Annotated in this window: 15 protein-coding genes; all 15 read right to left on the minus strand. The window is 38.0% G+C overall.

What is annotated here, in order from left to right; genetic code table 11:
* Positions 1-19: 19 nt before the first annotated feature.
* The 15 genes from AN957_RS20140 to AN957_RS20210 all read right to left on the minus strand — a co-directional run bounded on the left by AN957_RS20140 (position 20) and on the right by AN957_RS20210 (position 13,232).
* Positions 20-886, minus strand: a complete 867-nt coding sequence (locus AN957_RS20140; protein WP_053477162.1) for a M50 family metallopeptidase — start codon at positions 884-886, stop codon at positions 20-22.
* The gene (locus tag AN957_RS20145) at positions 879-1,661 is read right to left on the minus strand and encodes a M23 family metallopeptidase (protein ID WP_053477163.1); all 783 of its coding nucleotides are present in this window, start codon (positions 1,659-1,661) and stop codon (positions 879-881) included. The genes AN957_RS20140 and AN957_RS20145 overlap by 8 nt, the downstream gene beginning before the upstream one ends.
* A 282-nt stretch (positions 1,662-1,943) precedes the next feature.
* Positions 1,944-2,747: a septum site-determining protein MinD gene (minD, locus tag AN957_RS20150; RefSeq protein WP_053477164.1), complete on the minus strand. Its 804-nt coding sequence runs from the start codon at positions 2,745-2,747 to the stop codon at positions 1,944-1,946.
* A gap of 1 nt (position 2,748) precedes the next feature.
* Positions 2,749-3,426: a septum site-determining protein MinC gene (gene minC / locus AN957_RS20155; protein WP_053477165.1), complete on the minus strand. Its 678-nt coding sequence runs from the start codon at positions 3,424-3,426 to the stop codon at positions 2,749-2,751.
* A 306-nt stretch (positions 3,427-3,732) separates the two neighbouring features.
* A complete protein-coding gene (gene mreD / locus AN957_RS20160; RefSeq protein ID WP_053477166.1) occupies positions 3,733-4,248 on the minus strand; it encodes a rod shape-determining protein MreD in 516 nt (171 codons plus the stop codon).
* Positions 4,245-5,129, minus strand: a complete 885-nt coding sequence (gene mreC / locus AN957_RS20165) for a rod shape-determining protein MreC (RefSeq protein ID WP_053477167.1) — start codon at positions 5,127-5,129, stop codon at positions 4,245-4,247. Before mreC ends, mreD begins: the two co-directional genes overlap by 4 nt.
* Positions 5,130-5,248: 119 nt before the next feature.
* The gene (locus AN957_RS20170) at positions 5,249-6,265 is read right to left on the minus strand and encodes a rod shape-determining protein (protein WP_053477168.1); all 1,017 of its coding nucleotides are present in this window, start codon (positions 6,263-6,265) and stop codon (positions 5,249-5,251) included.
* A 144-nt stretch (positions 6,266-6,409) separates the two neighbouring features.
* Positions 6,410-7,099 carry a RadC family protein gene (radC, locus tag AN957_RS20175; RefSeq protein ID WP_053477169.1) on the minus strand — a complete coding sequence of 230 codons (690 nt, stop codon included), beginning with the start codon at positions 7,097-7,099 and terminating at the stop codon, positions 6,410-6,412.
* A gap of 52 nt (positions 7,100-7,151) precedes the next feature.
* Positions 7,152-7,724, minus strand: a complete 573-nt coding sequence (locus AN957_RS20180; RefSeq protein ID WP_053477170.1) for a Maf family protein — start codon at positions 7,722-7,724, stop codon at positions 7,152-7,154.
* A gap of 293 nt (positions 7,725-8,017) precedes the next feature.
* Positions 8,018-9,115 (minus strand): SPOR domain-containing protein, encoded by a 1,098-nt coding sequence (locus AN957_RS20185; RefSeq protein ID WP_053477171.1) that lies wholly within the window; start codon positions 9,113-9,115, stop codon positions 8,018-8,020.
* A 139-nt stretch (positions 9,116-9,254) separates the two neighbouring features.
* Positions 9,255-10,283 carry a LysM peptidoglycan-binding domain-containing protein gene (locus AN957_RS20190; protein ID WP_053477172.1) on the minus strand — a complete coding sequence of 343 codons (1,029 nt, stop codon included), beginning with the start codon at positions 10,281-10,283 and terminating at the stop codon, positions 9,255-9,257.
* Positions 10,283-10,933, minus strand: coding sequence for a PilN domain-containing protein (locus AN957_RS20195; RefSeq protein WP_053477173.1), 651 nt, complete (start codon positions 10,931-10,933; stop codon positions 10,283-10,285). The genes AN957_RS20190 and AN957_RS20195 overlap by 1 nt, the downstream gene beginning before the upstream one ends.
* A 2-nt stretch (positions 10,934-10,935) precedes the next feature.
* Entirely contained in the window at positions 10,936-11,925 is a 990-nt protein-coding gene (gene pilM / locus AN957_RS20200) for a type IV pilus biogenesis protein PilM (RefSeq protein ID WP_053477174.1), read from the minus strand.
* Positions 11,926-11,939: 14 nt separating this feature from the next.
* Positions 11,940-12,701 carry a prepilin peptidase gene (locus AN957_RS20205; protein ID WP_053477175.1) on the minus strand — a complete coding sequence of 254 codons (762 nt, stop codon included), beginning with the start codon at positions 12,699-12,701 and terminating at the stop codon, positions 11,940-11,942.
* Between the two features lie 63 nt (positions 12,702-12,764).
* Positions 12,765-13,232, minus strand: a complete 468-nt coding sequence (locus tag AN957_RS20210; protein WP_053477176.1) for a type II secretion system protein — start codon at positions 13,230-13,232, stop codon at positions 12,765-12,767.
* Positions 13,233-13,341: the final 109 nt, after the last annotated feature.

Below are 13,341 nucleotides of genomic sequence, written 5' to 3' on the forward strand. Positions count from 1 at the left end.
ATACTTCCTCACTTCTTGATTAATACACGTATAGCAGATCCCCAATGCGTGCGGTCACAATCTTTTCCGCAAAATAAGCATGCAATAGCTCATTTTCATCTAAGGATCCTTTTTCTTGTCCGTCTTTTTCAATAATAATTGGATGCTTATACCCTCTCTGAAACTTCTCGAGCACATGAATCACCATTTCCTCCTCTTTGACAACAAGCGGCTTTAATGTACGGAAAGCTCGGTTCTTCCCATAGTACCGTTCGAGGAGAAAGCGGATAAACACATATCTGCCCTGCTTCCATTCATGATAAAGAGCAAACAGCAAAAATGAAACAACCACCCATATATTTAAATTAAATGGGGAAATGAACAAGGTGATCATGATAAAAACAGCTATGCTCCCAACCGAAAACAATAAACATTTCCGATGGGCATCAGGGAATGGATGATAAAGCGACAGCCAGAGGAATATAAGCTTCCCCCCATCAAGCGGCCAAATCGGAAGAAGATTAAATAATAGTACCATTAGGTTGAATTGAATAAAATGCTGATAAATCATGTCAGGCAGCAATGAAAACTGAAATAGAATATAGCCCATCCCCATCATCCAAAGATGCTGAAAGGGCCCTGCCAAAATCACAATCATTTCTTCTTTTAATGGCCGATTCCCATGCTCCTCCATTTCTGCAACCCCACCAAATGGCAAAAGAGCAATTCTTTTAATCCTCCACGAAAAAAAAGACGCTGCACCTGCATGTCCCAGTTCATGTACAAGGATAATAAATAGAAACAGCGATAGCTCAATAAAATGAGCAGTCATAATCGCTAAACCGATCACTACCCATAAGAGCGGATGAATATGAATATATTTTATCAATCCTGCCAATTTAATCAAATGGAATCACCTGGATCGGGTCGATGAAGTCATCCCCCTGCTTGATCGCGAAGTAAAAAGACCCTTTGTTGCCGTCCTCGGTTGCAGTCGGTATCCCTACTTCCGTTCCACTTTCGATATATTCCATGAATTCCACACTTATTTCCTCCAAATTTCCATACCATGATTCACTATTATCCGCATGCTTGATGATCACTGTTTTTCCAAAGCCATCCTTTTTCCCAGCAAAACTGACTAGCCCTTCACTCATCGCTTGAACGGCAGTGCCTTTTCCTGTTTCAATCGTTATTCTTTGACCATTCACACTAAATTCCTCAAGAATTTTTGCAGAAGCTGGTAAGGCATATTCTGTATTTGAAGCGGTACTCTTTTTGCCTTCATCATTTTTTTGCTCTTTAAAAGGCAATAAAGCTAACGGCTTTCCGAATTGCTCCTCATACCAGTTGGAAACTGCAACAAACTGAAAGTCCTTTTCCATCGATGTTTTAACAAAATTTCTAGCAGAATCAAAGGTTACGGCATTATTTTTAAACATAATTGCTACGATCAAAAATAAACAGGCTGAAGCTAGCAGCTTAAATAAAAACCATTCCTTTCGAAATAAAGGATGATTTCCTTCTCCACTGCCTCCATCATAGGAAGATAGCTTATCAAAGCCATAGCGTTCTTCATCTTCTGCCCAAAGAACACGATTATCAATATTTTTTGTCATTCTTTCACGTTCACGTTTTCTTCGTGCAACCCGTTTCCGAATATCCTCCGCTCTATTGCTCATCCCTCACCATTCCCCTACTTATCTTTTGTACAAGTCTATGACATGTCCGAAAAGAGTATGACAACAAAGAAAAGCGGAGGTGGCTTGCACAGGGGCGACAAGCTTAAGACAGGCCGGCAGAAAGGTTGATCTTTACCTTTTTGCCGGAATGGCTTAAGACCTCGAGCCCCTAGCCGCTGCAGCTAGACATCACTGAAAAGCGGAGGCGACTGTTCAGCCCCGACAAGCATAAGACGGGCTGGATAGAAAAAAAGCCAGGGGATCCCTGACTTTTTGATTTTTCTATTTCACACCAAAAAACTTTTTCAGCTTTGAAAAGACACCTGGATTATCCTCTTCAAGCGACTGTAGGGGAATGGACTCGCCTAAAATTCGGCGGGCAATATTTCGGTAAGCAATGGATGCCTTGCTGTTCGGATTTAACGCTATTGGCTCGCCGTGATTAGAAGCTCTAATGACTTCATCATCATCAGCTACGATACCGATTAAATCTATCGATAAGTGGGTAGCAATTTCATCTACGTCAAGCATATCCCCATTTTTCATCATTTGGTTACGAATGCGGTTGATTATGAGTCTAGGCGACTCTACATTTTCCTCTTTTTCCAGCAAACCAATAATACGGTCCGCATCTCTAACAGCTGAAACTTCTGGGGTCGTCACAACAATGGCTTTATCAGCACCAGCCACTGCATTTCTGTAACCGTGTTCAATCCCTGCAGGGCAATCAATGATGACATAATCATAATCTTGCTTCAATTCATCGATTAGTATCTTCATTTGCTCCGGTGTGACGGCTGTTTTATCACTTGTTTGTGCGGCAGGCAATAGATATAAAAGATCTTCAAATCTCTTATCTTTTACAAGTGCCTGGTGAATTTTGCATCGACCTTCCAAAACATCGACAAGATCATAAATAATCCGATTTTCAAGTCCCATGACAACATCTAAATTACGAAGGCCGATATCTGTATCTACAAGGCAAACTTTTTTCCCTTGTAAAGCAAGGGCCGTTCCTACATTCGCACTTGTCGTCGTTTTACCGACCCCTCCCTTACCGGATGTAATCACAATGGCTTCTCCCATTCTAGAATCCCCCTTCCAATCTAGTAATATTCGGTCTAATATGCATTAAAACTTGTAATCTATCAACAGTTATTTGATCCAAATCATTTATGTAAGCACATTCCATTTCTCTTTTTTCATCATCCTGATAATGGTCAGGAGCTCTTGTAATACAATCACTAATTCGGATTTGAGAAGGCTTCATAATGGATGCTGCGATAATCGCTTGCTTATCTCCGTTAAAACCTGCATGAGCAGTTCCTTTTAATGCCCCCATTATAAAAATGTTTCCGCCTGCAATAACCGTACCTCCCGGATTCACGTCTCCAACAAGGAGCAAATCACCAGGCACTTGAAGAACCTGTCCCGATCGAACGATTCTAGCAACAGGTACAATTTCATTTTCTCTCTTTATCTTCTCTGCTTCATCTTTCGTCATTACGTTGGAGCTAATTGAATCGACGACAAGATTTTTCTTTTGCCGCACTAAGTCTTTTACTTCCTCTTCCTGCTCAGCTGTTAAATATCTATTACCAACCTGAACATGGACAGAGATTAACCGGTCCTCACGAGACTGAGAGCTTTCCGAAAGCTTTCGATCTAATTCTTCCTTTAATTCTACATAGGAACAGGAGTCGTCAAGATGAAGAGTCAACCCATCTTTTGTCCCTTTAATCGTTACATTTTGGAATTTCTTCATAACAAGCTGTTCACCTCAGAGCAAATGCGTAAACGTCTTGCCACCCATTTAAAGGAGTGGGACGCTTTAGCTAAACACTAAGAAAAAACGCAGCGCGTTTTTTCAGAAGGAGGAGGCTAACGTTCGTTATAGAAATCAGCTGCAGTGAGCCGTTTCTAAATATAACCTTGCTCCTAAACTTTATTTTACTACAATTCGACATGGACGTTAAAAAATCCTTTTTTGCACAAAAAAATTTGGCCAATCGTAAATAAAATCAATGAATCTTTTGCAAGTTTACTCTAATACAATGTTTAGTAACTATTTTTATGCATCCAAGCTCAAAGCTAACTTCTCATAATGCCTTTTAAACGGATAAACAGTAAGAATAATAAAAATTAAATTGAGGGTAAGTGTTGGTATTAAGCGATCCATACTATAAGAAACAAAGGTCATATCTGTACGATTAATTAATACATTCATTTCATATGCTCCAAGCTCTAATAGAGCGACACCTACAATTGAAATGAACGTCACCATTACAATATTCGTTTGTAAGATTTTCATTAATTTGTAACATATATACGCCACTAATGGAAACAGACATAAATAAATACCCATAATTTCTGTGTAGACAATATCGAACAATAATCCAAAAAGAAAACCATAGAGAACTCCATAGTTTTTCGGCCCATACACTGTAAGCAAAATAATCGCAATCATTAAAAAATGCGGAACAAGGATATACTCATTTCCAAACACCTTAGGAGGCATTAACTCGACAAAGATACTTTCAACAATGAAAAAAACCATTAATAGAATAGGAAGAAGGAATTTTCTCACAGTTCCTCCTCCTTATCATCAATCATATCTTCTAATTCAGGCTGTATCGAACCTCTTTTTGCCACCATGACATGCTCGATATCATCGAAATTTGCACCTGGTTCAATGTAGGCTGTCTGTGTAAGGCCATACTCTGCCGGCGCAACCTCCACTACTTTCCCAATAAGAAGACCTTTCGGGAATACGCCTCCTTTACCAGAACTAATGACAGTCTGACCCTTCTTAACCTTTGCATCCGATGGGATTCGTTTCATCATGAGAAGACCTTTTTCATCGTCATATCCCTCAATAAACCCAAAAATACTTTCTCCACCCGCTTGAATTTCTGCAGATATCCGGTTCGTAGGGTCCATTGAACTAAGCAACTGAACAGTTGAAGTAAAGGACTGGCTACTTTTCACTTTTCCAATTAAGCCATTCGCCGTAATAACAGGCATATTTTTCTCGATTCCGTCATTTGTTCCTTTATTAATAATAAGCAATTCCGTCCATTTATCTGGATTTCTCCCAATAACAGTTGCTTGTTTTGGCTCAAAAGCACTTAATGAATCCTTTATATCTAGAATCTCTTGAAGCTCAGCATTGTCTTTCTTTAATTTTTGTACCTCTGATTCAAGCCGCGCGAGCTCATCTAACCTTGATTTCAATTCTTTATTTTCCGTATATGTATTTTGCAAGTCTTTCAGATTTTCAAAAAAGTTCGCAACATAATGAGTTGGGCGTGAAACGGCTGTTTGAACCCAGCCGGTTGTATCTTTAATAAATTGTTCAGGCCAGCTTAATTTTGAACGCCCACTTAAAGAAAACCCAATCAATGCCACTAGAATAATGATACTGACAAGCAAAATAATCAGGCGTTTATTCAAAAAGAACTGTGGCATTCCCTACACCTCGATATATTTTTTCTCTCTTAAGTATATCAATTCACAAGAAAGGCGCTCGCCACAAAATCTGCGTGGACGAGCATACTCTTCTTGTTCATACATTTGTATTTTTTAAATTAACGAGAGTCTTTCGCTTTGTTTTTAAATAAATCAATATGATCTAGCGCCTTTCCTGTACCGATCGCAACACAATCTAACGGATTTTCTGCAATCAGAACAGGCATACTTGTTTCTTCACTGATCACTCGATCTAAGTTACGGAGCAATGCACCGCCGCCAGTAAGTACAATTCCTCGATCCATAATGTCTGCCGCTAATTCTGGCGGTGTTTTTTCAAGTGTTACTTTAACCGCCTCTACAATGGAGTACACTGTATCATGTAAGGCACGAGAAATTTCTTCTGCCGTGATTTCAATCGTCTTCGGAAGTCCAGTTAAAAGGTCACGCCCGCGGATTTCGAAATTATCAATTCCTTCAGGCTCCCCAGCAGAACCGATCTCCATTTTAATAATTTCTGCTGTTCTATCCCCGATTAAAAGGTTATAGTGCTTTCTAATATAATTAATAATCGCGTCATCCATTTCATTCCCTGCAACTCTGACAGATTGACTTGTTACAATTCCTCCTAATGAAATAATGGCAACCTCAGTCGTTCCGCCGCCAATATCAACGACCATACTGCCAGTTGGCTCCCACACAGGAAGGTTCGCTCCAATTGCTGCAGCAAATGGCTCTTCAATCGGATAAGCATCTCTTGCCCCAGCTTGGCGTGTTGCATCGATAACTGCACGCTGCTCAACAGCAGTAATCCCCGAAGGAACACAAACCATTACATATGGCTTTCCAGAGAATAATCCTTTATTTTTTATCGCTTGATTAATATAATATTTCATCATCACAGCTGTTGTTTCATAATCAGCGATAACGCCATCTTTCATCGGACGAAGCGCAACAATATTCCCTGGTGTTCGGCCGATCATATTTTTGGCATCATTACCGACAGCAACAATATTTTTCGTATCTGTTTGTAAAGCAACTACTGATGGTTCCCTTACTACGATACCTTTTCCTTTAATATAAACGAGTGTATTAGCAGTCCCCAAATCGATTCCTAGGTCCTTTGTTCCAAACATAAGTGTATCTCCCTTTCTGATACGAAATGCAATAAATTAAGATAAAATGCCATTTTTTTTTAAGCTAAAAACGCTAACTTTATTTAATTAAACGTAAAAAAGCATAGATAATATTATAGCTTATCAGCGGACAAAACTAAAGTGTTATAAATACCCTTTTTCCTTCAGGCTCACAAATTTATTATCCCCGATAATCAGATGATCGAGCACTTCAATTCCAATAATTTTCCCACACTCAGAAAGTCGTTTCGTTACGTCAATATCCTCTCTGCTCGGTGTTGGGTCTCCGCTCGGGTGGTTATGAAGGCAAATAATTGATGCTGCTGAGCGTCTAAATGCCTCTTTGAATACCTCTCTCGGATGTACAATGGAGGAATTTAGACTGCCAATAAAAATGGTCTGTTTGTGCAGGACTTGGTTTTTCGTATTTAAATATAGGCATACGAAATGCTCCTGCGAAAGAAATCTCATGTCATTCATTACATATTTCGCTCCATCCTCTGGTGAGCGGATGACATAGCGATCATCAAAAGAAAGATTCGAGATTCTTCTGCCAATTTCAACTGCAGCAAGTAGCTGAATAGCCTTAGCTTTCCCAATTCCTTTTATCGCTGTTATTTCATCTAAGGATGCATCCTTTAATAACCTAAGGCCTTCAAAATGATTGATAAGCCTGTTAGATAATTGCAGCACAGATTCATCCTTCGTTCCTGTCCTAAGCAGAATCGCCACAAGTTCATGAGTGGATAAACTTTGTGGACCATTTTGGATAAAGCGTTCCCTTGGACGCTCATCCTGTGGAAAATTCTTAATCATCAAGGATTCAGTTTGCATGAAGAGTATTCCTCCCTATTCCGGGCGTAAGGGATCTGAAGATAAGAAAAAATCAGATAGGAATCTCAAACTCTAAATTCCTTAATTCTCGAACAGTTCTTGAAACAGGCAGACCAACAACAGAAAAATAATCTCCTGTTATTTCTTTGACGAGTACACTGCCTTGGCCTTGAATGCCATATGCGCCTGCTTTGTCAAACGGTTCACCGGTGTTAATGTAAGCATTGATTTCATCATCTGTAAGCTCCCAAAACACCACATCCGTTTTCACGTAAAAATTATTATCCTTTCCAGGAGCGATAATTGATACCCCTGTATAAACTGCATGTGTTCTTCCGGCTAAAGCTCTCAGCATTGAGAATGCTTCTGCTTTATCTTGCGGCTTGCCTAATATCGTCCCATCTAAAACTACAACGGTATCGGCTCCAATTACATATGAGCCTGGGTATTTCTTGCTCACCGCTTTTGCTTTTCTACTGCTAAGCTCCATGACAATCTCTCCCGGTGCTAGTTCGGGATTAAAGCTTTCATCAACATCACTGCTGGAAACTTCAAATGTTAAATGAAGGTTTTCAAGAAGTTCTTTTCGTCGTGGAGAAGAAGAGGCTAAAATGAGGTTTTGCATTTCATCACCTTACCTTAATTTTTGTATCGATTTGGGAGATACATCATCATCGTACCAAAATTCAGCAGGACAAACAATTTTTAAACCGACAAATAGCGAAAAAGTTCTTACATACTGCCAGAATATGCCTGCAATCATCGAATACTCATTTGGTTAACGTTCCCCTTACCCTAATATGTTAGCCAATCGAAAAGAAGCCTGTCGAAAATCATCGAACAGACTTCAATAACATGTGTTATTTCCCAGAAAATATTCGAAAAATGAAAGGATTTGTCATTTATAGAAAAAATGATCTATAGAGATTGATAAACAGCAAGAAAACCAAGCAAATGCTGTTGAAGCTTTGTTTGGATAGATGGTTCTGGTTTTTGTTTATACGCGCTAAGCTGCTCAATTGCTTGATCAAGCTCTGCTTTTATTGCAATAACCCCTTCATGTTTAAGCTTATCTTCAGTAATATCCTTCAGGATCGAACCTTGTTTTTCAATATCTTCAATTGTTGATGCAGAAATCGTTTGACTTACAGCAGCTTCTGAAGCACCAGCAGCTAATGATTGATAAATTACTCCAGCTGCCTCCATTACCTTTTTCTCTTCTTTTTGAAGGTCTTTAATCGTTTTGCCCTCAAGAGTAATTGGTTTTGCAAATACTTCTATTCCTTTGGTTTTTAACTGTGCACCGATTTCCTTCGCATGTTCGATACTGTCTGCTGCACTTACATATAAAATAGCTTGTCCGTTCATTTCTACTACTTGTGCAGGAGCTCCCAATTGAATGGCCCCTTCCTTCATTTGATCTGCTGCCTCTTTATTCGAGAACACACCGCCTTGTACAATAAATGTAGATAATGGGTCAAGAGCGATTGACCCTGTCTCTCTAGCAGATGTATCCTCCGTTTTTTCTGGGGTTGGTTCGGCAATCACTGGCTGATCAACAGGAATTTCATTTTCAGTAATCACTAGCTTTAACAAAAGCAAGCCAAAACTTGTCCCTAAGAGAATAGCAAAAAACACCGTCAAAAACACAGAAGAAAGCAAACCATTGCGATTATTCTTCTTGAAATTTTTACTAATCGCCCCGATGCCTTTTTGATTTTGCTTTTTTGGCTGTTTGGCAATTTTGTATTCCTGCACATCCATATCTACATCCGATGATTCATCCGGCAAAATCCAGTCAAAATTTTCTTCATCCGCTGCTTCTTTTGAGGCAGCCGCTTCAATCGCAGAGGAATAGTCATACTTGTTGTTTTGAATAGTCTCTTCTATCAATCTCTCACTTTTATCTTCCATTTTCAATCTTTCATTCTCTTTTCTCGCCGTTTCAAGGAACGTATGGTTTTTGCCATTTATTTTAATTGTAATGGTTTTTCCCTTCTCTCGTCTGTCCACCATTTCCTCCTCCTCTCTTTCCTATCAATTGCTAATTTTGTTCCATCCTATCATAATGGCAAAAAAAAATAACAAGACTTTTGTCGTCTTGTTACTTGGGATTTTCGTCAAATTTTTTACTAGTGAGATTAAGGATATTGGGTTATTCATTTTTGGCAAGAGGAATGATTAAAACTTGGCCAGTGATAATTTTATTATCCTTTAAATGATTCGCTTCTCTAATAATCTCTATCCCATTGTTTGAATTATAATATTTTATTGCTAGTTTATAAATTGTGTCTCCAGGCTTTACAACATGATTAGTTGTATTTTCGCGATCATTTACAATATCGTTTTCACCATTTGAATCTGTTATTTCTACTTCTCCATTTTCAATTTCAACATTTGAATTGTTCGATGAGTTTATTGATTTCGATTGATTGTTTTGCACTTTTTCATTTGTATATTCTCCAAAGCTGCTAAAAGGATTTTTCTTATTTGCTGGCTTTGGTGTCTCAATCTTTGGCAGTTGATCAATTAAATCTGATAATGTTGGCATATAAAAAGCGGAAAGTGTCACCTGATAGGTTATAGGTGTATTCTCTTGACTTTCTTCGATAATTTCCTCGTTTGCAGTAAAATCAATAGCTTCTACTACAACTATCCGATTTAAGTTTTCTAGTATCTGCAAAAAGGATTCGAAGTCAAAATAACTTGGTGATTCTATTGTTAGATTCACAGTAGTCTTTTCAACGCCTTCCGGAAGTGGAGTTGAACTTTCCTCTTCTGCTGTCCCATCCGTTTCAGCTTCCTCAGAATTCTCAGCGTCCACGTTTTTATTGTCATCCAATTCAATTACTCCGCCATCTTGGAAGGTCATATTGGCTACAAAGCTTCCTGAAACAACTTCAGCTTTTTCTATATCCAGCAACAACTGCTGTGCCATTGGTTTAACAGGAACCTGCTCTTGCAGGTGGATTGTGCTTTCAACAGGATGTTTTTCCGTATTTTCCCCTTTATTTTTGAGAGTTGCTAAAAGCTGTTCCTGTGATTGTAATTCCATTTCCTTCAGCTTGATTTTTTCCATTTTAGGATAAAGTAAGAAAAAGTATATACCTACAAAAAAAGCAGTTAATAGAAAAATCGATAAGATAATCAACAAAATATTATTTTTTTGCAAGGGTCTATTCATTATTCATCTCCTCCTAATTCATTGGAGGAATGATTATTTGCTTCGTTCTTCATTACATCTCTGTCCAAGCTAATTTCAAATTGACTTAAATATCGCGGGAGGTATGTTTCATTTTTCAATTTACTTTTATCGATTTCATCTTCAGACTCACCAAACTTTTTATCATAGAAACTAGTAATTGCATCCACTGAAAGGAGTTTTGAATCCTCTACCCAATTAGATTCCTGTAAGGAATTTAAATAGTATGCGGCTTCTCGGCTTGATTCAAATTGAATACCTACTTGAATGATCCCAGTCTCTACATAATTAAAAGTTTGAATAAATCCTCGTTCTGGTAAAAGTGCAGTCAATTTTTGCAGCACCGGAACCGTTTTGGCCGGATATTCCTCCGCCCATTTTACAGTATTTTCTAGCTTTGTATAAGAGGTAGAAGACTCATCGGACTTACTCTTTTCCTGTTCATATGCTACTAACTCTTCATTTGCAGCAATTTGCTGATCTAATGTATTTAATTTGATGTTATTGGAACGATTGACCCAGTATGCAAAAAATCCGCCAATAAGGAGGAGGATGACGGAAATAATAACAAGCAGTAAAAGGGATTTATTTTTCTCCTCTTTTTGAGGCAATAAGTTAATTTCTACTAACATGTTTACACCCCTTTTAATGCGAGCCCCAGTGCTAGGTAATGTGTTGGAGGCAGTTTTTGTTCCAAAGGTACAAGTTCATCATAAGCAAAAGTTTCTAATGGAACTTCAAAACGATTTTCCAAGTCCATTTTTATCTTTGCTAGCAATGGATAATCCCCATTTAATAAAATCCTTGAAACTTGTTTTTGTCCTTTGTGTAAGGAATAACGGTAAAAATCCATCAGACGGCTAATTTCTTTGTAGATATCATCAAATTGATAAACCAAATCGTCCGGTTCACCATTATAAGTCATTTCATATGTTCCGCTCCGATTCAGCTGTTTTTCCCATTTTGAATCATTAAATTCAATTGGCATATGATGCATAAAAATTGGAAATTGATTTTCAAATATAGAAATATTGACGTTGTTTAAATCAAATTGAACAACAAGTAAATCTTCATTCTTCTTTGCTTGGTTTAGATGATAGAAAAGACGATAGATCGAAAGCGGTGAAATTTCAGCTTCGATTGGCTTTAATTTGTTGTCTGATAGTAGATTAGAATATTCTTTAACACTTTCCTCTTGAGCAGCAAAAATTAGTATTTCCTTTTTCTCTTTGTCCTCAGATAAAACAACTGCATCGAAAACAGGCTCATCAAATGGAAGATGGATGCTCGTACCTAGCTCTAAATATAGATGGCCTTTGATTTCGTCATCCTTCACATCAGCAGGGATGGTGACTTTTCGAATGATAACAAATGATTCAGGGATTAAAAAACGGACTTGTCGATTCCGAAGCTTCCAATCATTTATACACTCTTCTAAAATCGTGGAAAGAGTTTCATAATCATTAATTTTCCCATTGTTAATAATCCCAGCCGGTAGGTAGCGTTCTCCCCATTTAGAAGGAATCGGGGGATTTGCTTGCTTTAGCTCTAAAAAACGAATGGAATGATCGTTAATGATGATATTTATAACACGTTTTTTGGGAGAAAAGAAGTTAGGAGACATAGTAAAACCCCTCATTAAAATCCTGATGATAAATATTGCAGATACGCTTCAATTATCGCATCGTAATAGTAATAAGCTGTTAAAGTACCTGCAGCAATAAATGGGCCAAAAGGAATTGGCTTTCCTCTTTTTACTTTCTTCAATAATAACCCTACAATTCCAAAAAGGGCACCATATAAAGTAGCAAGAAAAAAAGTTAGCAACATCGCCTTTGTACCGATAATAAAACCAATAAGAGCAAATAGTTTAATATCCCCTCCACCCATGCCACCTTTACTAATGATGGCTATGACAAGCAGCAGGGTAAAACCAATTGCTGCACCTAAAAGGGAATCCCACCACGGGGAGAGAGGAATCAGCAGTCTCTCTATTAAAAAAATCCCTGCAAACACTGCTAAAATTTTATCAGGGATCAACATATAAGTAATATCAGTAACAAAAATAATAATCAATAATGAAATGAGCGTCCATGCCACAACTAGCTCTGCAGTCCAGCCTATCACGAGCGGTGCTGAAACAAATAGTAGCCCTGTTATCAGTTCCATCATTGGATAAATAGGAGAAATGCGCGCCTTGCATTGGCGGCATTTTCCCCTTTGAATCATATAGGATAGCACAGGGATGAGCTCAATTACTGTTAACTGATGATTGCAGTTTGGACAGGATGAGCGTGGTTTGACGATTGATTTTTTGACAGGGACTCGAAGGCCGACTACGTTGTAGAAGGAGCCGAGTGCCAGACCATAAATTAGGATTAATATTAATAAGATATTCAAGTCTAACACTCCCAAATATATAAGTTACTCAATTAAGTAAATCCAATTCAATCTTATATTCTATTATGAACTTGGGTTAGAATCAGGATCTGGTGTAGTCCCTGGGCTATCATATGTTAACTTATTAATATCGGAAATTCCACCGTTAAATGTAGGGGCATCTACCTTCTTTGCAGGATGTTTAGATATTGCTGATATGGTTGCTTTTCCATTAGTAATAGTTACGGTATAAGATTCAAGACCATCAGGTGTTACGTTCTCTAGATAATCAGCTAATTTATGAGTGTCAACAGAATCTGTTGATTTTATTGTATCTGTTTTAACGCCACTAGAAGCAATGTACAAATTAGTGGCATTTAAAACTTGAATTGCATCCGCCTTTGCTGCATCATATTTTGATTTAGCAATAATATTCCCAATACTTGGCACCGCAATTGCCGCAATAATCCCCAAAATAACAATAACTGCAAGTAATTCTACTAATGTTAATCCACGCTGATCTTTTAAACGTTTCTTCAGATTCTTTAACATACTTTCCTCTCCCTTTTACTAGTTATATTTTACTATTTCAATTTTACTGTATCATATTTCTATGAAGAATATCACATTATCCCCAGTAAAATTATTACTTTTTTTTGGC

The organism is Cytobacillus solani (genome assembly GCF_001420595.1).
Taxonomy (GTDB): domain Bacteria; phylum Bacillota; class Bacilli; order Bacillales; family Cytobacillaceae; genus Cytobacillus; species Cytobacillus solani.